Annotated in this window: 18 protein-coding genes and 2 tRNA genes; 16 read left to right on the top strand and 4 right to left on the bottom strand. The window is 50.8% G+C overall.

What is annotated here, in order from left to right; translation table 11 throughout:
* Positions 1 to 3,225, top strand: a complete 3,225-nt coding sequence (gene carB / locus BZJ18_RS09435) for a carbamoyl-phosphate synthase large subunit (RefSeq protein WP_077456279.1) — start codon at positions 1 to 3, stop codon at positions 3,223 to 3,225.
* A 66-nt stretch (positions 3,226 to 3,291) separates the two neighbouring features.
* Here carB and dacB read toward each other — a convergent pair whose 3' ends face one another.
* Positions 3,292 to 4,719 carry a serine-type D-Ala-D-Ala carboxypeptidase gene (gene dacB, locus BZJ18_RS09430; RefSeq protein ID WP_198532225.1) on the bottom strand — a complete coding sequence of 476 codons (1,428 nt, stop codon included), beginning with the start codon at positions 4,717 to 4,719 and terminating at the stop codon, positions 3,292 to 3,294.
* A gap of 276 nt (positions 4,720 to 4,995) precedes the next feature.
* Between dacB and greA the strand changes: the two genes are divergently transcribed.
* Entirely contained in the window at positions 4,996 to 5,469 is a 474-nt protein-coding gene (gene greA / locus BZJ18_RS09425; RefSeq protein WP_069589897.1) for a transcription elongation factor GreA, read from the top strand.
* 106 nt (positions 5,470 to 5,575) lie between these two features.
* Here the strand turns inward: greA and yhbY are convergent, their stop codons facing one another.
* Positions 5,576 to 5,872, bottom strand: a complete 297-nt coding sequence (gene yhbY, locus BZJ18_RS09420; RefSeq protein ID WP_069589899.1) for a ribosome assembly RNA-binding protein YhbY — start codon at positions 5,870 to 5,872, stop codon at positions 5,576 to 5,578.
* A 206-nt stretch (positions 5,873 to 6,078) separates the two neighbouring features.
* Here yhbY and rlmE point away from each other — a divergent pair, with 206 nt between their 5' ends.
* The 4 genes from rlmE (at position 6,079) to glmM (ending at position 10,941) form a co-directional block, all read left to right on the top strand.
* Entirely contained in the window at positions 6,079 to 6,708 is a 630-nt protein-coding gene (gene rlmE, locus BZJ18_RS09415) for a 23S rRNA (uridine(2552)-2'-O)-methyltransferase RlmE (RefSeq protein ID WP_069589901.1), read from the top strand.
* Between the two features lie 51 nt (positions 6,709 to 6,759).
* The gene (ftsH, locus tag BZJ18_RS09410) at positions 6,760 to 8,694 is read left to right on the top strand and encodes an ATP-dependent zinc metalloprotease FtsH (RefSeq protein WP_069589903.1); all 1,935 of its coding nucleotides are present in this window, start codon (positions 6,760 to 6,762) and stop codon (positions 8,692 to 8,694) included.
* 61 nt (positions 8,695 to 8,755) lie between these two features.
* A complete protein-coding gene (gene folP / locus BZJ18_RS09405; RefSeq protein ID WP_077456277.1) occupies positions 8,756 to 9,598 on the top strand; it encodes a dihydropteroate synthase in 843 nt (280 codons plus the stop codon).
* 5 nt (positions 9,599 to 9,603) lie between these two features.
* Positions 9,604 to 10,941, top strand: a complete 1,338-nt coding sequence (glmM, locus tag BZJ18_RS09400; protein ID WP_077456275.1) for a phosphoglucosamine mutase — start codon at positions 9,604 to 9,606, stop codon at positions 10,939 to 10,941.
* Here glmM and BZJ18_RS17460 read toward each other — a convergent pair.
* On the bottom strand, positions 10,938 to 11,108 hold the full coding sequence (locus BZJ18_RS17460; protein WP_157893172.1) for a hypothetical protein: 171 nt from the start codon (positions 11,106 to 11,108) through the stop codon (positions 10,938 to 10,940). The genes glmM and BZJ18_RS17460 overlap by 4 nt on opposite strands.
* A gap of 10 nt (positions 11,109 to 11,118) precedes the next feature.
* Here BZJ18_RS17460 and secG point away from each other — a divergent pair, with 10 nt between their 5' ends.
* The 9 genes from secG to rpsO all read left to right on the top strand — a co-directional run bounded on the left by secG (position 11,119) and on the right by rpsO (position 18,800).
* Entirely contained in the window at positions 11,119 to 11,457 is a 339-nt protein-coding gene (gene secG, locus BZJ18_RS09395; RefSeq protein WP_069589908.1) for a preprotein translocase subunit SecG, read from the top strand.
* A gap of 7 nt (positions 11,458 to 11,464) precedes the next feature.
* Positions 11,465 to 11,551 (top strand) — tRNA-Leu (locus BZJ18_RS09390).
* A 65-nt stretch (positions 11,552 to 11,616) separates the two neighbouring features.
* Positions 11,617 to 11,693: transfer RNA gene (locus tag BZJ18_RS09385), tRNA-Met, on the top strand.
* A 420-nt stretch (positions 11,694 to 12,113) separates the two neighbouring features.
* The gene (gene rimP, locus BZJ18_RS09380) at positions 12,114 to 12,569 is read left to right on the top strand and encodes a ribosome maturation factor RimP (RefSeq protein WP_069589909.1); all 456 of its coding nucleotides are present in this window, start codon (positions 12,114 to 12,116) and stop codon (positions 12,567 to 12,569) included.
* 21 nt (positions 12,570 to 12,590) lie between these two features.
* Entirely contained in the window at positions 12,591 to 14,078 is a 1,488-nt protein-coding gene (gene nusA / locus BZJ18_RS09375) for a transcription termination factor NusA (RefSeq protein ID WP_077456273.1), read from the top strand.
* A 21-nt stretch (positions 14,079 to 14,099) separates the two neighbouring features.
* On the top strand, positions 14,100 to 16,817 hold the full coding sequence (gene infB, locus BZJ18_RS09370; protein ID WP_069589912.1) for a translation initiation factor IF-2: 2,718 nt from the start codon (positions 14,100 to 14,102) through the stop codon (positions 16,815 to 16,817).
* Positions 16,818 to 16,904: 87 nt separating this feature from the next.
* Complete coding sequence (gene rbfA, locus BZJ18_RS09365; RefSeq protein ID WP_069589913.1) at positions 16,905 to 17,297, top strand: 30S ribosome-binding factor RbfA; 393 nt, start codon at positions 16,905 to 16,907, stop codon at positions 17,295 to 17,297.
* Between the two features lie 3 nt (positions 17,298 to 17,300).
* The gene (gene truB / locus BZJ18_RS09360; RefSeq protein WP_077456271.1) at positions 17,301 to 18,278 is read left to right on the top strand and encodes a tRNA pseudouridine(55) synthase TruB; all 978 of its coding nucleotides are present in this window, start codon (positions 17,301 to 17,303) and stop codon (positions 18,276 to 18,278) included.
* Between the two features lie 252 nt (positions 18,279 to 18,530).
* The gene (gene rpsO, locus BZJ18_RS09355) at positions 18,531 to 18,800 is read left to right on the top strand and encodes a 30S ribosomal protein S15 (RefSeq protein WP_069589916.1); all 270 of its coding nucleotides are present in this window, start codon (positions 18,531 to 18,533) and stop codon (positions 18,798 to 18,800) included.
* 129 nt (positions 18,801 to 18,929) lie between these two features.
* Here rpsO and metE read toward each other — a convergent pair whose 3' ends face one another.
* On the bottom strand, positions 18,930 to 21,203 hold the full coding sequence (gene metE, locus BZJ18_RS09350; protein WP_077456269.1) for a 5-methyltetrahydropteroyltriglutamate--homocysteine S-methyltransferase: 2,274 nt from the start codon (positions 21,201 to 21,203) through the stop codon (positions 18,930 to 18,932).
* A gap of 102 nt (positions 21,204 to 21,305) precedes the next feature.
* Between metE and BZJ18_RS09345 the strand changes: the two genes are divergently transcribed.
* Positions 21,306 to 22,211: a LysR family transcriptional regulator gene (locus tag BZJ18_RS09345; RefSeq protein WP_077456267.1), complete on the top strand. Its 906-nt coding sequence runs from the start codon at positions 21,306 to 21,308 to the stop codon at positions 22,209 to 22,211.

The following is a 22,211-nucleotide window of genomic DNA, read 5'->3' as shown; positions in this document are numbered from 1 at the left end:
ATGCCAAAACGCACAGACATCAAAAGCATTCTTATCCTGGGCGCAGGCCCAATCATTATTGGCCAAGCCTGCGAGTTCGACTATTCAGGGGCACAAGCGTGTAAGGCGCTGCGTGAAGAAGGGTATCGTGTCATTCTGGTGAACTCGAACCCTGCCACCATCATGACCGATCCAGAAATGGCCGATGCGACCTACATTGAGCCGATTCAATGGCAGGTTGTGAAACACATCATCGACAAAGAACGTCCTGATGCAATTTTGCCGACCATGGGCGGACAAACCGCACTGAACTGTGCGCTGGATCTCGAGCGCCACGGCGTACTCGCCGAATTCGGTGTGGAGATGATCGGCGCCACCGCAGATGCAATTGATAAAGCCGAAGACAGACACCGATTCGATGAAGCCATGCGCAGCATCGGCCTTGAGTGTCCTCGTGCAGGGATTGCCCATAGCATGGATGAAGCCTACAAGGTTTTAGATGAAGTCGGTTTCCCTTGCATCATCCGTCCTTCTTTTACAATGGGAGGAACCGGAGGCGGGATCGCTTATAACAAAGAAGAGTTCGAGGACATCTGTGAACGCGGTCTCGACCTGTCCCCCACCAATGAGCTTCTGATTGATGAGTCGTTGATTGGTTGGAAAGAGTATGAAATGGAAGTGGTGCGGGATAAAAATGATAACTGCATCATTGTTTGTTCGATTGAAAACTTCGATGCCATGGGCGTCCACACCGGCGATTCCATTACGGTGGCACCTGCGCAAACGCTGACCGACAAAGAATATCAATTGATGCGAAATGCATCACTGGCGGTGCTGCGTGAAATTGGTGTTGAGACGGGCGGCTCGAACGTACAGTTTGGTATTGACCCTAAAACTGGACGCATGGTCATCATCGAGATGAACCCACGTGTGTCGCGCTCATCCGCGCTCGCTTCAAAAGCCACCGGTTTCCCGATTGCCAAGGTGGCGGCTAAGCTTGCTGTCGGCTTTACCCTTGATGAGTTGATGAACGACATCACAGGCGGTGCGACTCCGGCTTCTTTTGAGCCGACCATCGACTATGTCGTGACCAAAATTCCGCGCTTTAACTTTGAAAAATTTGCCGGTGCGAATGACCGTTTGACCACGCAAATGAAGTCAGTGGGCGAGGTGATGGCAATTGGCCGTAACCAGCAAGAGTCACTGCAAAAAGCCTTGCGTGGTTTGGAAGTGGGCGCGTCAGGTTTTGATGAGATGGTGAACTTGGACGACGCTGACGCCCTGACTCGCATTCGTCATGAGCTCAAAGAGCCAGGTGCAGAACGTATTTGGTACATTGCGGATGCGTTCCGAGCCGGCATGTCAGTTGATGGCATCTTTAATCTGACGAACATCGACCGCTGGTTCTTGGTGCAAATTGAAGACATCGTTAAACAGGAACAACAAGTTCGCGAGCATGGCTTTGCGGGGCTTAATGAAACCGCATTGCGCCAGCTAAAACGCAAAGGGTTTGCCGATGCGCGTCTTGCCAAATTACTGGGTGTGTCTGAAATTGAAGTCCGCAAGTTGCGCGATAAATTCAACATCCATCCTGTGTACAAGCGCGTAGATACCTGCGCCGCGGAGTTTGCGTCAGATACTGCGTACATGTACTCCAGCTATGATGAGGAGTGTGAGTCGCAGCCAACCGACAAGAAAAAGATCATGGTATTGGGCGGTGGTCCGAACCGCATCGGTCAAGGCATTGAATTCGATTACTGTTGCGTGCACGCGTCACTGGCGCTACGTGAAGATGGCTATGAAACCATCATGGTTAACTGTAACCCTGAAACCGTCTCGACCGATTACGATACGTCCGACCGTCTCTACTTTGAACCTGTGACGCTTGAAGATGTACTGGCGATTGTACGTGTGGAGCAACCGGAAGGCGTGATTGTGCAATACGGGGGGCAAACGCCACTGAAATTGGCACGTGACCTTGAAGCGGCTGGGGTACCGATTATTGGCACTAGCCCAGACGCGATTGACCGCGCGGAAGACCGTGAGCGCTTCCAAGATGCCGTGCAGCGTTTAGGGCTCAAGCAGCCGGCGAATGCAACGGTGACCGCGTTAGAGCAAGCGGTTGAAAAAGCTAAAGACATTGGCTATCCACTGGTGGTGCGTCCTTCCTATGTTCTAGGCGGACGAGCGATGGAAATTGTGTATGACGAGACCGATCTGCGTCGTTACTTTAACGAAGCCGTAAGTGTGTCGCACGAATCCCCAGTATTGCTCGACCATTTCCTCGACGATGCCACGGAAGTGGATATTGATGCGGTGTGTGATGGTGAAACCGTAGTGATTGGTGGCATCATGGAACACATCGAGCAAGCGGGTGTGCACTCCGGTGACTCGGCCTGCTCTCTGCCGGCTTACACCCTTAGCGATGACATTCAAGACCGGATGCGCGAGCAAGTGCGTAAGTTGGCGTTGGAACTGGGGGTCAGTGGCCTCATGAACACGCAGTTTGCGGTTAAAGACGATGAGATCTACCTGATCGAAGTGAACCCGCGTGCCGCACGAACGGTGCCGTTTGTGTCGAAAGCGACCGGTGTGCCACTCGCCAAAATTGCAGCGCGTGTGATGGCGGGCCAATCGCTGACTGAGCAAGGCTTTACCCAAGAGGTGATCCCGCCTTACTACTCAGTCAAAGAAGTGGTGTTACCCTTCAACAAGTTCCCCGGTGTTGACCCATTGTTGGGCCCTGAAATGCGTTCAACCGGTGAAGTGATGGGAGTTGGCGACACTTTTGCTGAGGCGTTCGCTAAAGCGGATTTAGCTTGCGGGAAAGCCTACAGCGAAGGGGGACGCGCACTGCTATCGGTACGTAACAATGACAAGCAACGTGTGGTCGACTTGGCCGCTAAGCTGCTGAAATTAGGATTTGAGCTGGATGCCACTCACGGTACAGCCGTGATTTTGGGCGAAGCGGGTATCAATCCTCGATTGGTCAACAAGGTTCACGAAGGGCGTCCTCATATTCTTGACCGGATCAAGAACGGTGAGTACAGCTACATTGTGAATACCACCGAAGGACGCCAAGCGATTGAAGACTCGAAAGTGCTACGTCGTGGCGCACTCGCTGCCAAGGTGAACTATACCACCACACTGAATGCTGCTTTTGCCACTTGTATGGCATTGACGGCGGCAGACATGAGCAAAGTCAATTCGGTACAAGCGCTTCATGCGCGCGTATTGAATAAGTAAACGACGACGTGCTGATACAGACAGCGCCCACCATCCGGTGGGCGCTTTTTTTTGCTAAAGGCGCGTTTAAGGCAGCAGACGGCGATGGATCAGCGCCTGATAAAGCTCTCGCTCGAACTGAGTGATGGGGGCTGGCACGTTATCTGGCAAGGCCTCGTCATCAGGGTGGTAGTGGCTAACCAGCTGTACCACAATTTGTTGCTGATTGTCGTCAGTTTCAATAAACCCTGCCAAATTATGACTGCCGTAAAGTGATCCGCTTTTCGCAAATAACCGCCCTTTGATGGGCGCGCGACGCACACTCTGGCGGTATTTTAAGGTGCCATCAATCCCGGCGATGGGCAGCATCGCTTTGAGGCCTAATTCTGGGTGGGTGAGAATATAGTGCACCACCTCAGAAAGCTGGCGTGCACTTAAACGATTATTCCGCGATAGCCCCGAGCCATCAACCATGATGGCATGGGTAAGATCCAGCCCTTTCTCGGCGAGGATTGCTTTCACTGCCGCCACACCATTTCGGTACGACCCTGGTTGCTGAAAATAGCGCTGGCCGACTGTTTTCAGCAGATTGTCCGCAATTAAGTTATCCGAGTCTTTTATCATGCGGGTTAGCAAGGCTTCCAAGTTGACGGAGTCGTGACGCGCCAGCTCTCGGGCTTGGTTTGGAGTGCGCGCCTGTACAATATTGCCTGTTACTTTGACGCCGAGCCGGGCTAATTCATCGGCAATTATCGCTTTCACATAAGCGGGCGGATTTTGCACGGCAAAATTGAGCGGCAGCGGTCGCTCTCGATGCGCTAAACAGCCAGAAAAACGATAATGATTGCGGGGAGTTGCGGTAAGGTCTAAGTCACAGTGTGCCGCGTCTTTTTGCTCTTCACTGACCGCGCGTGCCTCGGTGATGACTGTGATCGGTTGATGGCTAGGAACATGGACACGGGTATGGTCGGCGTCTGGTGTGCTGTATATCGCGCCTTGCACACAATTGTGATTGAGCGCAATGGACGTCGAGGGAGCGCTATAACAAACAGCGAGAATATCCCACGGCCAGCCAACGGCGCGTGATTTACCGCTAAAGATATGACCATCTAAAAAGACGTTATTAATCGTGGTGAGCCCTCGTGCGGGCAGCTGGCGAAGTAGTTGGCGCAAGTCTTTGCGTGTGAGCAGCGGATCACCGCTAAACACCAGCGCAATATCATCACCAGCTTGGACTAACCGAGTAGAAAAACGAAAGGTCTCTGGCAGATATAAGCGAGCGGCGAGACCGGTTACCAGCTTTTGCGTGCTGGCTGGCGGCAGTAATGCATCCGCTTGCAAGGCAACTTGAGGATGATTGGTTTTGACATCACTCACCCACAATGCCAGTTGGCTACCTTGGGGGAGGACTGGAGTGAGCTGGTCAACGCGCAGTGATTGCGAAAGGGCGGGCGAAAGGGCGCTGATCAATAAAAGGCCAACCAGTACAATCGTTTGTCGAATAAAACCTGTCATGAATGCGTGCTCGGTCAGTTCTGTCTTTGCTCATCCTACCTTGTATAGCATTGAAGACAAGCGTCAAACGCACACCGGCTGCGGCTGTACGTGCTTTTGTACCGGTGCGTGCCGTATAGGCCTCACGCTTTGCTTGGATCAAAGGTGATTTTGCGCGGATTCTTGTTTACAATCTGATGAAAGAGTTGAATTACGCCGCGCCCGAATCTTTGGTTTGGGCGTGGCTTTGTTTTGCCAAAATCCCTTTGCTGCGGATTGAAAGAGGTAATGTCATTTATGGATAAAGTGCCAATGACCGTACGCGGTGAGAAACTGCTGCGTGAAGAGCTGGATAAGTTGATCAAGCGTCGCCCTGAGATCTCCAACGCTATTGCTGAGGCGCGTGAACTGGGCGATCTAAAAGAAAACGCAGAGTACCATGCCGCTCGCGAGGAGCAAGGCATCTGCGAAGCGCAAATCCGTGACATCGAATATAAACTCTCGGTGGCACAAGTGATTGATGTCACCAAGATGCCACAAAACGGCAAAGTGATTTTTGGGGCGACCGTGACACTGATTGACGTGAACACGGATGAGGAAGTGACGTATCGCATCGTTGGTGACGATGAGGCGGATATCAAAGCGAACTTGATCTCAGTGAACTCCCCCATTGCCCGTGGTTTGATTGGTAAAGATGAAGGTGACGAAGTCAGCATCACTACACCGGGTGGGTTAAAAGAATTCGAAATCGATAAAGTCGAGTATCTTTAAGAGAAAGTGTTACAGAGTGTAAACATTCTCTGACTTTGACACAGTAAAAAGGCCGCAATGCGGCCTTTTTGTTAAGGTATGCGGCAAGTTACCGCGAACCATTCGGTTATTTGCGCGGCAGCTCGATTTTACGCTCTTCGCTTTGGCGATAGATCACCAAGGTTTTACCGATAACCTGTACTTTTTCTGCGCCAGTTTCACGAATAATGGCGTCAACAATCAGGTTCTTGGTCTCGCGGTCTTCAGAGGCCACTTTCACCTTAATCAGCTCATGGTGGTCAAGAGCAAGCTCAATTTCAGCGACCACGGCTTCGGTTAAGCCATTTGCGCCCATCAATACAACGGGCTTGAGCTGATGAGCCAGTCCTTTGAGATACTGTTTTTGTTTGGTGCTGAGTTTCATGTTGGCTCGATTTCTATTTGCTAGGGGTTGAAAACATGCCATTCTAACGCCATCTCACCACAAACTGAAACAGTATAAATGGTGCTCATCGTGTTGCTGGCGGTTGAGCGCGATTGCCGACATGACCAGAAAGGTGAGAAAGCAGGAACAACGCGTTGAATTCCCGCTGAATGCGACCCAAAGCGAGAGCCACTTTTAGGAAAACCATGAGTAAAAAAAAGCACTCTGCTAGCTCCGGACGCTGGCTAAAAGAACATTTTGACGATAAATACGTCAACGAAGCACAAAAAAAAGGGTATCGCTCACGCGCTATCTTTAAACTTGAAGAAATTCAGCAAAAAGACCGTATTCTAAAACCGGGCATGACAGTGGTTGATTTGGGGGCCGCGCCGGGCGGATGGTCGCAATACGCGGCGACGCAAGTCGGCGACGAGGGCCAAGTCATTGCGTGTGACATTCTACCGATGGACTCGCTGCCCGGTGTCAGCTTCTTACAAGGGGACTTTCGCGAACAATCCGTCCTTGATGCACTGTTAGATCGTATCCAACCGGACATGGTTGATGTGGTGATGTCTGATATGGCRCCGAACATGAGTGGTAATCAGGCGGCAGATCAACCTCGTGCGATGTACCTGGTCGAGCTTGCGCTCGAAATGTGTCGTGAAGTATTGGGGCCTGATGGCGCCTTTATTGTAAAAGTATTTCAAGGCGAAGGCTTTGATCAGTATTTGGCCGAAGTGCGTAAAATGTTTAAAGCGGTCAAAATTCGGAAACCTGACTCGTCACGTGCGCGCTCACGTGAGGTCTACATTGTGGCTACAGGTTATAAACTGTAGTACCCTTACATTTATCTATCTCAGTTATGCGAGGCTAACACCTTGAGTGACATGGCAAAAAACTTGATTTTGTGGCTGGTTATCGCCGTTGTCTTGATGTCTGTGTTCCAAAGCTTTGGACCAGGCGACAGCGCCGGTCGTCAAGTCGACTACACCACCTTCGTACGTGAAATCGGCAACGATCAAATACAGGAAGTAACTTTTGACGATCGTGAGCTGACCATTACCCGACGTGACGGCTCACGCTATGTCACTTTCATGCCTGTGTATAACGATCCTAAGTTGCTGGACGACTTGCTCAACAAAAACGTGCGCGTAAAAGGCACGCCACCTGAAGAGCCAAGCATGCTGGCCTCGATCTTCATCTCATGGTTCCCCATGTTGCTGCTGATTGGGGTATGGATTTTCTTCATGCGCCAAATGCAAGGTGGCGGCGGTAAAGGCGCCATGTCATTTGGTAAATCCAAAGCCAAGATGATGAGCGAAGAGCAAGTCAAAACCACCTTTAATGACGTGGCTGGTTGTGACGAAGCCAAAGAAGACGTCAAAGAGCTGGTGGATTACTTGCGCGACCCGAGCCGCTTCCAAAAGTTAGGGGGTAAGATCCCAACCGGCGTACTCATGGTTGGTCCTCCGGGTACCGGTAAAACCTTGCTGGCAAAAGCGATTGCCGGTGAAGCGAAAGTGCCTTTCTTTACCATCTCGGGGTCTGATTTTGTAGAAATGTTCGTGGGTGTGGGTGCCTCACGCGTACGTGACATGTTCGAACAAGCCAAGAAAGCGTCGCCGTGTATCATCTTTATCGATGAGATTGATGCGGTGGGCCGCCAGCGTGGTGCGGGTCTTGGAGGCGGTCACGATGAACGTGAGCAAACCTTGAACCAAATGCTGGTTGAAATGGATGGTTTTGAGGGCAATGAAGGCGTGATTGTAATTGCCGCGACTAACCGCCCAGACGTTCTGGACCCCGCGTTATTGCGTCCTGGTCGTTTTGACCGCCAAGTGGTGGTCAGCCTGCCTGATGTGCGCGGCCGTGAACATATTCTTAAAGTACACATGCGCAAAGTGCCGTTGGGTAACGACGTCGATGCATCTTTGATTGCGCGTGGTACACCCGGGTTCTCGGGGGCCGATCTTGCCAACTTGGTGAACGAAGCTGCGTTGTTCTCCGCGCGTGGTAACAAGCGCGTGGTGTCGATGGTCGAGTTTGAGCTTGCCAAAGACAAAATCATGATGGGTGCTGAGCGCCGCTCAATGGTGATGTCGGAAGAAACCAAAGAGTCGACTGCGTACCACGAAGCAGGACACGCGATTGTCGGTCGCTTAGTGCCTGAGCACGATCCTGTGTACAAAGTGTCGATTATCCCGCGTGGCCGTGCGTTAGGTGTCACCATGTACTTGCCAGAGCAAGACAGAGTCAGCATGTCTCGTCAGCACCTCGAGTCGATGATTTCGAGCCTTTATGGTGGTCGCTTGGCCGAAGAGCTGATTTATGGCAAAGACAAAGTGTCGACCGGGGCATCAAACGATATTGAGCGAGCGACCGATATCGCCCGTAAGATGGTGACGCAATGGGGTTTCTCTGAGAAGCTAGGCCCGCTGCTTTATGCTGAAGATGAAGGTGAAGTCTTCCTTGGTCGCTCTGTGACGCAGACAAAGCATGTCTCTGATGACACTGCGCGCCTGATTGATAGCGAGATCCGTGACATCATCGACCGTAACTATCACCGTGCGAAAGAAATCCTAGAAGAAAACATGGATATCATGCACGCGATGAAAGATGCACTGATGAAGTACGAGACCATTGATGCTGCCCAAATTGATGACCTGATGGCACGTCGCGATGTTCGCGAGCCAGCTGGTTGGGAAGGTGGCAGTGGTGGCTCATCATCGGATGACACACCGAAAAAACCAGAGGCTTCCTCTGAAGCGTCTGATGATAAAAAGCAAAAACCGCTAGACTCAGAAAACCAATCTGAAGCCTAAGCCCACGCGATATAAAACCCCGATCTTATCGGGGTTTTTTTGATCCTTGTTGGGACATCTCATGGAAATAACACACAAAAATAAACGACTCTCCCTGGATAGCCCTGTTGTGATGGGCATTCTTAATGTCACCCCAGACTCTTTCTCTGATGGGGGGCAATATCAGCAATCGAACAAAGCGATTGAACATGCCATGCAAATGCTTGCTGATGGCGCCACGATCCTTGATATCGGTGGTGAATCGACCCGTCCCGGCGCTGCTGACGTGGCAGAACAAGAAGAAATCGATCGGGTTGTTCCCGTCATAAAAGCCATTCGCGCCCAATCGGACTGTTGGATTTCTATTGATACCAGCAAAGCGGCTGTGATGCGTGCTGCGATAGATGCGGGGGCGGACTTGATCAATGATGTGCGTGCCTTGCAAGAGCCTGGCGCACTCGAGGTGGCAGCTGAACGACAAGTGCCTGTGTGTATTATGCACATGCAAGGGCAGCCGCGTACCATGCAAGCTGCGCCAGCGTATGACAATGTTACCCGTGACGTAAAAGCGTTTTTAACCGAGCGAATCCAAGCATGTGAAGCTGCCGGCATTTCAAGACAGCAGATTATCCTTGACCCTGGCTATGGGTTTGGTAAAAGCTTGGCCCACAATTATCAATTGCTTGCCGAGTTAGACAGCTTCCATGATTTTGGCTTGCCGGTGTTAGCGGGCATGTCGCGTAAATCAATGATCTATAAGCTAGTCGATAAGACACCACACGACGTTTTAGGTGGTAGCATTGCATGCGCGACCTTGGCAGCGCAGAAAGGTGCGCAAATTATTCGCGTTCATGATGTGAAAGAAACGGCGGACGCGCTGCGTGTGGTCGCCATGACAAAGCGTGCAGGCGCACTAGGAGAATAAAAATAATGGCAGAACGTAAATATTTCGGTACCGATGGGGTACGTGGCAAGGTAGGTGAATTCCCAATTACCCCTGAGTTTATGCTCAAGCTTGGTTGGGCAGCAGGGCGTGTCTTGTCGCAACAAGGCACTCGTAAGGTACTGATTGGTAAGGATACCCGGATTTCAGGCTATATGCTCGAATCGGCCCTCGAGTCAGGTTTATCTGCCGCAGGTCTTGAGGCCGCATTTACCGGTCCGATGCCCACCCCTGCGATCGCATATCTGACTCAAACCTTCCGCGCTGAAGCGGGTATTGTGATCTCTGCTTCTCATAATCCGCATTACGATAATGGAATTAAATTTTTCTCATCGGAAGGCACCAAGCTACCCGATGCGGTTGAGCTGGCTATCGAAGCAGAGCTTGAAAAGCCGTTGACCTGTGTGGAGTCCGCCGAGCTGGGTAAAGCGAGCCGCATTAATGATGCCGCGGGGCGCTACATCGAGTTCTGTAAAGGTACCTTCCCCAGTGCTCTAAGCTTGAGCGGCCTCAAGATTGTGCTCGATTGCGCGCATGGTGCAACCTACCATATTGCTCCTTCAGTCTTCCGAGAACTGGGGGCAGAGGTAACGACGATTGGTTGTGCTCCCAACGGCACCAACATTAACGACAAAGTTGGTGCGACAGACGTGCGTGCGTTGCAGCAGCGTGTTCTGGAAGAAAAAGCGGATCTTGGTGTTGCGTTTGACGGGGATGGCGATCGTGTGATCATGGTGGATCATCTTGGTAACAAGGTCGATGGTGATCAAATCGCCTATATCATTGCACGTGAGAGCCTGCGTCGCGGTGAACTTAAAGGTGGTGTCGTTGGTACCCTGATGACCAACATGGGCATGGAACTGGCGCTTAAATCACTGGGTATTCCTTTTGCGCGCGCCAAAGTCGGTGATCGCTATGTGATGGAAATGCTGCAAGAGAAAGGTTGGCGTATCGGGGCAGAGAATTCCGGCCATGTGATTGTGCTGGATAAAGTGACTACCGGAGACGGCATTGTGGCTGCATTACAAGTGCTAGCCAGTGTTGCAGCGACCGGCATGGATCTGAAAACACTGACCGACGGTATGACGCTTCTGCCGCAAGTGCTGGAAAATGTTCGTTTTAAAGGTGATGTTGACCCACTACAAAGCGAAGCCGTGCTCGCCGCGAAGGCCAACGTGGAAGAAAAGCTGGGTGAAAAAGGGCGTGTATTGCTACGCAAATCAGGTACTGAGCCACTTATCCGTGTCATGGTTGAAGGGCCTGATGCGGAAACCGTAAAGGCTTATGCGCTTGAAATTGCAGAGGCAGTCAAAGCAAACTGTTAATAATTCATCAGCGGGTGGTTATAGAATGCGCAAACAGTGCCGAAATCAGGGTTTTTTGCATTTTTCTCTTGTTTCGGCATCAGGCTTTCGCTAGTATTCACCCGCTCCCAACAAAGGGGGCTGCGCTGGCTGAGAAGTAACACTGCCGGCTCAACAACCTGGAGCATAGGTGGAACCATGTACGAAATTCTACTTGTGATTTATCTGTTGGCCGCAATCGGTGTAATTGGCCTGGTTCTGGTTCAGCAAGGTAAAGGCGCAGATATGGGAGCCTCGTTCGGGGCTGGAGCATCAAACACAGTATTTGGCTCTGGCGGCTCAGGAAACTTTTTAACCCGAATGACAACCGGTTTTGCGATTGCATTTTTTGCCCTGAGCTTGGTGCTAGGTAACATGACAGCCCATAAGCCAAAAGCGCAAAGCGGTTTTGAAGATTTAAGTCAGCCTGCTGTAGAACAGCAAGCGACACAAACTGAGAATGAAATCCCTGTTGATAACAGCGAGATCCCTCAGTAAAAAATTTGCCGAGGTGGTGGAATTGGTAGACACGCTATCTTGAGGGGGTAGTGCCTGTATGGGCGTGCGGGTTCAAGTCCCGCTCTCGGCACCAAGGTTCTCAAAGTGCAATTACTTGCACCTTTGAAAGAAAAGGCGATATAATCATCGCCACTCGGACGCGGGATGGAGCAGTCTGGTAGCTCGTCGGGCTCATAACCCGAAGGTCGTCGGTTCAAATCCGGCTCCCGCAACCAAATTTAGGTTTTGGAAGGTTAGGCTGCTGAATAGCCGAAGGTCGTCGAAGCTGCACTTCGCGATAAAATCCATCTTCCGCAACCACATTTAGTTAGTAGTTTACTCAACTGCTAAACTGAAAGACGCGTTAGCGTTCTTTTACAAAGTTACGCTAACTCGGCTAGCCAACGGCTGGCCGTTTTGCCCTCGGGGCAGTGCCAATAAGAACCATTTTTATCGGCACGGAGAGTTACTCTCTCGTTATTGCTGAAATATTTCCGAGACCAGCGATAACGGCTATACCAACGACATGCGTCACTGGTATAGCATCAGGGTCCAGTTACATTAAACCCCGATTATCGGGGTTTTTTGTTATCTGAAAACGACCATTCGGATAGTAACTGGGCTTTTAAGCCCTTTTTTTATTTCTGGGGTTTGGAATGACAGGATTAGAGAAACAACTGACTGAACTTTTGACCGCGCCGGTTGAGGCGTTGGACTATGAGTTAGTTGGACTAGAGTTCGTTCGGGCTGGCCAACACTCAACATTGCGTATTTTTATTGACCATGAAAATGGCATTACTGTCGACGATTGCGCCGATGTAAGCCGTCAGGTTAGCGCAGTGTTGGATGTGGAAGACCCAATCACAGTGGCGTACAACCTGGAAGTGTCATCGCCAGGCGTGGATCGCCCACTGTTCACCGCTGATCATTATCAGCAATTCATCGGGCATGAAGTGAACATCGTGCTGAAAATGGCTATGCAAAACCGCCGTAAGTGGAAAGGAGAAATCCTTTCTGTCGATGGCGACACCATCACGGTTCGCGTTGACGGCCAAGATGAGGCGTTTGCCTTGAGTAATATCGCCAAAGCAAACCTGGTTCCTTCATTTTAAAAGTAAATGAGGCATTAGTAGATGAATAAAGAAATCTTGGCTGTTGTCGAAGCGGTCTCAAACGAAAAAGCCGTTCCGCGTGAGCGTATTTTTGAGGCACTGGAAACCGCACTGGCAACGGCAACCAAAAAGAAGTACGAAGCCGACATTGATGTACGTATCGCCATCGATCGCAAAACCGGTGAATTCGATACCTTCCGTCGTTGGCTCGTGGTTGACGAAGTCACATTGCCAACCCGTGAAATCACATTGGAAGCGGCGCAATACGAAGACGAAACGATTGAACTTGGTGGTTACATCGAAGACGAAATCGAGTCTGTCACTTTTGACCGTATTACCACCCAAACCGCGAAGCAGGTGATCGTACAAAAGGTACGTGAAGCTGAGCGTGCACAAGTGGTTGAGCAGTTCATGGATAACGAAGGTGAACTGGTTACCGGTGTAGTGAAAAAAGTGAACCGTGATGTGATCATCGTGGATTTGGGTAATAACGCAGAAGCTGTGATTCAGCGTGACGATCAACTACCGCGCGAAAACTTCCGTCCAGGCGACCGCGTCCGTGGTTTGCTGTATGCTGTGCGCCCAGAAGCGCGTGGTTTCCAGCTCTTCATGACACGTTCAAAGCCAGAGATGCTGATCGAGCTGTTCCGCATTGAAGTGCCGGAAATTGGCGAAGAAATGATTGAGCTGATGGGTGCGGCACGCGATCCAGGCTCACGTGCAAAGATTGCCGTGAAGACCAACGACAAACGCATTGACCCTGTCGGCGCTTGTGTCGGTATGCGTGGTGCGCGCGTCCAAGCCGTTTCAGGTGAGTTAGGCGGTGAGCGTATTGATATCGTGCTTTGGGACGATAACCCAGCGCAATTTGTGATCAATGCAATGGCACCAGCCRATGTGGCCTCTATCATCGTCGATGAAGACACCCACACCATGGATATTGCTGTTGAGGCAGATAACCTAGCACAGGCGATCGGCCGCAATGGTCAAAACGTACGTTTAGCCTCACAACTGACCGGTTGGGAACTGAACGTCATGACGGTTGAAGACCTTCAGAAAAAACACCAAGAAGAAGCACAAGCCTCATTGGAGCTGTTTGTTAAACACCTCGACATCGATGAAGACTTTGCCGCGACCTTGGTTGACGAAGGTTTCACCACTCTAGAAGAAGTGGCCTACGTTCCAACGAGCGAAATGCTCGAAATTGATGGCCTAGATGAAGACACTGTCGACATTTTGCGCTCACGTGCCAAAGAAGCGTTGACCACCATCGCACTGGCACAAGAAGAGTCGCTGGAAGGCGCTGAGCCTGCTGACGATCTGTTGGCGCTGGAAGGTCTTTCTCGCGAAATGGCCTTTAAATTGGCGGCGAAAGGCGTGAAAACGCTGGAAGATCTTGCCGACCAAGGCACCGATGATCTGTTGGACATTGAAGGATTGGACGAAGTAAGTGCGGGCGAGCTCATTATGGCAGCACGTAATATTTGCTGGTTCAGCGACGAAGCGTAAAGACGGCAAAGGAGGAGCAGAATGTCAGAGGTTACAGTACATACACTGGCGAAGGAAATTGATACGCCAGTCGATCGTCTGCTGAAGCAGTTTAAAGAAGCTGGTATGCAAAAGTCAGCTGACGATCAGGTAAGCCAAGATGAAAAACAAGCCTTGTTGGCGCATCTCAAACGTGAGCACGGCGACAACGGCAATGCTCCGACGCGTCTGACGCTACAGCGCAAAAAACGCAGCACGCTGAGCGTCTCAGGAGCTGGCGGAAAGAACAAAGATGTCCAAGTTGAGGTGCGTAAGAAACGCACCTATGTGAAACGTAGCGAGCTTGAAGAGCAAAAGGTTGCGCAAGAAGCGGAAGAACGTGCCAAACGTGAAGCCGAAGAGAAAGCGCGCCAAGAAGCTGAAGAGCAAGCGAAGCGTGAAGCAGAAGCGAAAGCCAAGCGTGAAGCTGAAGAAAAAGCCAAACGCGAAGCTGAAGAGAAAGCCAAACGCGAAGCCGAAGAGAAAGCTAAGCGTGAAGCCAAACCGCAAGCGCAACCACAAAACGAGCAGTCCGAAGAGGACGCAGCGGAGACTGCTGCAGCTCGTGCTGCCGATGCGCAAGCGAAGAAAGAAGCTGATGAACTTAAGCGTCGCCAGGAAGAGGAAGCCAAGCGTAAAGCTGAAGAAGAAAGTCAGCGGCAGTTAGAAGAGGCACGCAAAATGGCAGAAGCAAACCAAGAACGCTGGTCTGAACAAGATCAAGCGCTAACCACCATGGAGGCAGCTGATCACCATACAGTTACCTCTCAGTATGCCCGCGAAGCGGAAGACGAAGCGGATCGTCGCGAAGAAAGTGCTGCACCGCGTCGTAAGAAAAAGAAAAAAGCGACTCAAGCTGAGGATAAATCACCTCGTGGCCGTCGTGGCAAAGGCGGGAAAGGCAAAGGTCGCATGGCTAAGCCAACCTCGATGCAACACGGCTTTAAAAAGCCAGCGCAAAAAGTAAACCGTGAAGTTGAAATCGGTGAAACCATCACCGTTGCCGAATTGGCCAACAAAATGGCAGTAAAAGGCGCTGAAGTCGTTAAAACCATGATGAAAATGGGCGCGATGGCGACCATTAACCAAGTGATTGACCAAGAGACTGCACAGCTTGTTGCAGAGGAAATGGGTCACAAGGTTATCTTGCGTAAAGAAAACGAGCTGGAAGAAGCGGTACTGTCTGATCGTGATAACGATGCACCCGTTGCGCCACGTGCGCCAGTCGTTACCATCATGGGTCACGTTGACCATGGTAAAACTTCACTGCTTGACTACATCCGTAAAGCACACGTTGCCACGGGCGAAGCGGGCGGTATTACCCAGCACATTGGTGCGTACCACGTACAAACCGACAATGGCATGATCACCTTCCTGGATACTCCAGGACACGCCGCGTTTACCGCGATGCGTGCACGTGGTGCCGGTGCAACGGATATTGTTGTCTTGGTCGTTGCTGCTGACGACGGCGTAATGCCACAAACCATCGAAGCGATCCAACACGCGAAAGCGGCCGGTGTGCCTCTTATCGTGGCAGTGAACAAGATGGATAAAGAGGGTGCGAACCCTGACAACGTGAAGAACGAACTGGCACAGCATGACGTTATCCCAGAAGACTGGGGTGGTGAGAACATGTTTGTTCACGTGTCTGCGAAACAAGGCCAAAACATCGATGCGCTACTAGAAGCTATCTTGCTGCAATCAGAAGTGCTTGAACTGAAAGCGGTTAAAGATGGTATGGCGCGTGGCGTTGTGGTTGAATCTCGCCTCGACAAAGGTCGTGGTCCAGTTGCTACCGTATTGGTTCAAGAAGGTACGCTCAAAAAAGGCGATATCGTTCTGTGTGGTCTGGAATATGGCCGTGTCCGTGCGATGCGCGATGAGAATGGCCAAGAAGTAGAAGAAGCGGGACCTTCGATTCCTGTGGAAATTCTGGGCCTATCTGGCGTGCCTGCTGCGGGTGATGAAGCCACGGTGGTACGTGACGAGAAGAAAGCGCGTGAAGTGGCGCTGTATCGTCAAGGCAAGTTCCGTGACGTTAAGCTGGCGCGTCAGCAAAAAGCCAAACTGGAAAACATGTTCTCTAACATGGAAGAAGGTGAAGTGGCTGAGCTGAACATCGTACTTAAAGCTGACGTACAAGGCTCAGTGGAAGCGATCAACGATGCACTGGTTAAGCTCTCAACTGACGAAGTAAAAGTGAAAGTTGTGGGCTCTGGTGTCGGTGGTATCACTGAAACTGACGCAGTACTTGCAGCCGCGTCTAACGCCATTATCTGTGGCTTTAACGTGCGTGCGGATGCCGCTGCGCGTAAGACCATTGAAGCGGAAAGCTTGGATCTGCGTTACTACTCTGTCATCTACACCATGATTGATGAAGTGAAACAAGCGATGAGCGGTATGCTTGCGCCTGAATTCAAACAAGAAATCATCGGTTTGGCAGAAGTGCGCGATGTCTTCAAATCACCAAAATTGGGCGCCATTGCCGGTTGTCAGGTATCTGAAGGTGTGATTAAGCGTAACAACCCAATTCGTGTCCTACGTGAAAACGTGGTTATCTACGAAGGTGAGTTGGAATCACTCCGCCGCTTCAAAGATGATGTGAACGAAGTGAAGAAAGGCTACGAATGTGGTATTGGCGTGAAGAACTACAATGATGTTCGCGTTGGTGACCAAATCGAAGTCTATGAAACCGTTGAGATTCAACGTTCAATCGACTAATTGAACGAGACAATACAACGAGGTTGTTTGGATACACCGTGGGGGGAGGCGCATGCGCTTACCCCCATTTTGTTGAGAGAAAAGATTATGGGTAAAGATTTTAGCCGTACTGATCGCGTTGCGCATCAGCTGCAAAAAGAGATTGCACTGATCCTACAACGCGAAATCAAAGACCCTCGCATCGGAATGGTCACCGTATCCGATGTGCAAATTTCACGTGATCTGGCGTATGCCAAAGTCTTCGTGACCTTTTTAACCGTCGATGAACAAGCCCCTACCGAGAGCCTTAAGGCGCTGAACGAAGCCAGTGGCTACATCCGTTCATTGGTTGGCAAAGCGATTCGTTTGCGTGTGACCCCTGAGTTGACCTTCGTGTTTGACGAGTCACTGACTGAAGGGATGCGTATCTCGAACTTGGTCAGCAAGGCGGTACGCGATGACGATGAACGTCGCGGTGATGATGAAAAAGGTGAGGAGTAACTGATGGCGCGTCGTCAACGTCGTCGAGGTCGTCCGGTGGATGGGATTATCCTACTCGATAAACCAACCGGCATGACGTCCAATGATGCTTTACAAAAAGTAAAACGTATCTTCTTTGCGGAGAAAGCAGGCCACACGGGGGCACTGGATCCACTTGCAACCGGGATGCTGCCGATTTGTTTGGGTGAGGCAACCAAGTTCTCTCAGTTTTTGCTCGACTCCGATAAACGTTATCGAGTGGTCGCCAAATTGGGTGAGCGTACCAATACCTCAGATGCAGATGGTGAAGTGGTAGAAACCCGTGACGTCAAAGTAAACCTAGGTTTGCTTGAGCGTTGTATTGCAAAATTCCGCGGGGAAACCCAGCAGATCCCATCGATGTTTTCGGCGTTGAAATACCAAGGGAAACCTTTGTATGAATACGCGCGCCAAGGCATCGAAGTACCACGTGAAGCGCGTACCATTAAGGTCTATCAGATTGAACTGCTGCGCTTTGAAGGCCATGAAATCGAGATGGAAGTGCATTGCTCAAAAGGCACCTACATCCGCACCATTGTTGACGATTTAGGTGAAATGCTTGGCTGTGGTGCACATGTCACGGCGCTGCGTCGTATTGGTGTGTCAGGCTATCCAGCACGTAACATGGTGACCTTAGAGCAGCTTGAAAGCCTGCTTAACCAAGCGCGTGAGCAAGAGATCCAGCCAAAACAACTGCTCGATCCTTTGCTATTGCCACTTGATACGGCGGTACAAGATCTGCGCGAGATTAACCTACTGCCCGTCGTGGCAAGTTATGCGCTACAAGGTCAAGCGGTGCAAGTGCCTAACGCTCCGACTGAAGGCTATGTGCGTTTAACGGCTGGCGAAGAGCGTCAGTTTATCGGTGTGGGTGAAATTGATGCTGATGGTCTGGTTGCGCCGCGCCGTTTGGTCGCGAGCCGTCAACCTGAGCCGCAAACCGCGCGCAGTGACAACGCCTAGAGCACGTTAGCGGCACGCTTAGCTAAAATGCGCGCTTGCCAAGCACTGCTGGCGCGAAACAGCGCGAGCATGCTGCGAATAAACTTGTCGCATTTTCAAGCGGTAAGGTGGCAACGGTAAGAAAATGGCGTGATAGTCGGCAATAACATTGCGATACCCAGCTAAAACGGGTAGAATTCGCGCCTTCGGGCACTGGCTGAATCAGAGATTGGCTGGTGCATGATAATCACACACTCTTATTAGGAGAGCATTATGTCTCTGACTGCAGAAGCAAAAGCTAAAATCGTTGCTGATTTTGGTAAAACTGAGAACGACACTGGTTCACCAGAAGTTCAAATCGCCCTGTTGACTGCATCTATCAACGATCTGCAATCGCACTTCGCTGAGCACAAAGGTGACCACCACAGCCGTCGTGGCCTGCTACGCATGGTTTCACGTCGTCGTAAGCTGTTGGACTACCTGAAAAAGAACAATGTTGACCGTTACTTGGACGTTATCAAGCGTCTAGGCATCCGTCGCTAAGATTCTGGAGAAAAGGGAGCTCAGGCTCCCTTTTCTTTTGCGATAAAAAACGCGCCATCGGAGTTATCCGTGGCGCGTTTTGTCATTATAGGGTTCAGTCAATGCGGGTAGCGGTACGCTGCTGACGCGCTATTCCTGACGAAGCGCTTTCGCCGCTGCAACCATATTTTCTAATGCCGGGATCACCTCATCCCATTGGCGGGTTTTTAGGCCGCAATCTGGGTTTACCCACAATCTTTCTTCCGGAATACGAGCGGCAGCCTTTTTCATTAACGCAATAATTTGTGCCTGACTGGGAATGTTTGGCGAGTGAATGTCATACACACCAGGACCAATATCATTGGGATAGTCAAAATGATCAAATGCATCCAACAGTTCCATATCCGAGCGTGAGGTTTCAATGGTGATCACGTCGGCGTCCATGTCAGCAATCGATGCGATGATATCGTTAAACTCGGAATAACACATATGGGTATGGATTTGCGTCTCGTCATTGACACCATTGGCGGCAATTTTAAACGCGTTAATCGCCCAATCAAGGTAGCTTTGCCACTCACTGCGACGCAGCGGTAAACCTTCACGCAGTGCCGCTTCATCTATTTGAATGATCCTGGTGCCAGCTTTCTCGAGATCTTGCACCTCTTGGCGGATCGCCAGTGCCAGTTGGTTACAGGTCTGCGATCGTGGCTGATCATCGCGCACAAATGACCAATTAAGAATGGTGACCGGTCCAGTGAGCATGCCTTTCAGCGGCTTATCAGTCAGAGACTGAGCGTACTGGGTCCACTCCACTGTCATTGCTTTCGGGCGCTCAATATCCCCAAATAAAATCGGCGGCTTCACACAGCGAGAACCATACGATTGCACCCAGCCAAACTGACTGAACACATACCCATCCAGCTGTTCGCCAAAGTACTCCACCATATCGTTACGTTCAGCTTCACCGTGAACCAAGACAWCGAGCCCTAACGCTTCTTGCTTTTCCACCGCATGGGCGATCTCTTTGCGCATAATGTCTTGATAAGTGGCGGCATCAATATCGCCCTTCTTGTATTGCAAGCGTGTTTGGCGAATGGCACGCGTTTGTGGGAATGACCCTATGGTGGTGGTCGGGAAGCGCGGCAGGTTGAGCTGCTCGTGTTGCAAGCGAATACGCTCGGCAAACGGACGCTGCCGTGCCCCTAACTGTGGTGTAATTGCTGCCAATGCGGCTTGCACCTTAGGGTTGTGTACGCGTGGTGATTGCTGGCGGCTTTCGATTGCCTCACGGTTATTGTCCAGCGCGGGCTGAACGGTTTGACGGCCGTGATTAAGCGCGCGAGCGAGTACATCCAGCTCCTCGAGCTTTTGGTGGGCAAAGGCAAGCCAGTTTTTTACCTCAGGATCGAGGTTTTTCTCGCTCGCCAAGTCGACCGGCACATGAAGCAAAGAGCAAGACGGCGCGAGCCAGAGGCGATCCCCCAGAGATTGATGAATCGGTTCGAGCCATTCTAACGTGGCATTGAGATTCGTTTTCCAAACATTACGACCATTAATCACACCCAGAGATAGGACGTGTTGATCGCTAAGCGCTTCACGGTATGCATCCACATCTCCTCGACCACGAATAGCATCCAAATGCCAGCCGTCAACGGGCAACGATTGCGCCAATGGACGATTTTCAGCTTGCTCGCCGAAGTAGCTCGCCAGCAATAGCTTGACCTTCGTTTGGCTTAATGCACGATACGCGGTTTTTAGCGCCGCCTGCCATTCAGGCGTGAGCTCCGTGACCAAGATCGGCTCATCGATTTGGACCCACTCAATGCCTTTCTCTGCCAGTTTGTTCAGTAAGGTTTGATATACGGGTAAGAGCTTATCGAGCAGATCCAGTTTGTTCGATGCATCTTTTTCTTTGCCCAGCCACAGATATGTGACGGGACCGACTAGAACCGGCTTGGCCTGAACACCAGCTTGTTGGGCTTCTTCTATTTGGTTCAACAGGTTGTCAGCATGAAGACTAAACGTTGTTTGCGCGGTAAATTCTGGCACGATGTAGTGATAGTTAGTGTCAAACCACTTAGTCATCTCACCGGCGTGTACGCACTGGCAAGCACTATCGTTTGCTGAGCGACCGCGAGCAACGCGGAAGTAGTTATCAAGGTCATTGTCTTGGTCCGAGGCAACACGTTCAGGCACATTGCCGACTAAAAAGCTGGTGTCGAGTACATGGTCATAAAATGAAAAGTCGCCAACGGGAGCGATGTCGAGTTCACTTTGTTGTTGCCAGTGATTGCGGCGCAGATCTTTCGCAAGATCGGTTAAGTCTTGTTGTGATGATTCGCCACGCCAGTAACGCTCGAGTGCAAATTTAAGTTCACGCTGTGCGCCGATACGTGGAAAGCCGAGATTATGAGTTTTAGCCATCTATACGTCCTCCTTTTCGATTGAAATCAGCATAGGGCTTTCTCGTTATGAACTAAAATGGCATTATTTCATCTATCAATGAATTTTTGTCATGGAATAGACATGTTAGAACGTCACCACCTTCATATTCTGCGTGCCATCAAAGAGCAAGGGTCGATTACCGCAGCCGCAGAGAGGCTATACCTCACTCAATCCGCGATCAGCCACGCAATGAAAAAACTGGAGAGTCAGCTCGGGATTCGCTTGTGGCAAAAGTCGGGGCGACAGCTTCATTTTACGCAAGCAGGTGAGTACTTGCTTACATTGTCTGAGCGTATGCTTCCTCAGTTCGAACACGCTGAACAGCAACTTAAACAATTTGCACAAGGCCAGCGTGGCACACTGCGCATTGGTATGGAGTGTCACCCTTGTTATCAGTGGTTGCTTAAGGTGGTTGAGCCTTTCTTGCATCAATGGCCGGATGTGGATGTTGACGTTAAACAAAAGTTCCAATTTGGTGGTTTGGGCGCATTGTTTGGCCACGAGATTGATGTACTCGTCACGCCCGATCCTTTGCTCAAGCCAGGTATAGAGTACGTATCCGTATTCGATTATGAACTCGTGCTGGTTACTCATCACCAAAGCGCTTTGGCAGCGTTTGACTACGTTGAGCCCAATCAAGTGACGCAAGACGTCCTGATCACCTACCCAGTCGATCAATCGCGTTTAGATGTCTTTACCCAGTTCTTGGCGCCGGCGCACTGTGCCCCACGCAAACACAAAACGATTGAAACCACAGATATCATGCTGCAAATGGTTGCCGCAGGGCGAGGGATTGCGGCTTTGCCCAAATGGCTGGCACAAGAATACCAACAGCGACTCAACCTTCATATTCTTCGTATGGGCGAACAAGGTATTCATAAGGCAATTCATCTTGGGATACGAGAAGAAAAACGGGATGATTATATTGACGACTTTATCATCAAGGCGCGTGATATATCGCTAGATCATGGCAACCAAGTAAGTTAA

The sequence above is a fragment of the Salinivibrio sp. IB872 genome (assembly GCF_001995345.1).
Lineage (GTDB): Bacteria > Pseudomonadota > Gammaproteobacteria > Enterobacterales > Vibrionaceae > Salinivibrio > Salinivibrio proteolyticus.
The sequence above is the reverse complement of the archived record's forward strand: the minus strand, read 5'-3'. Positions and strand labels throughout refer to the sequence as shown.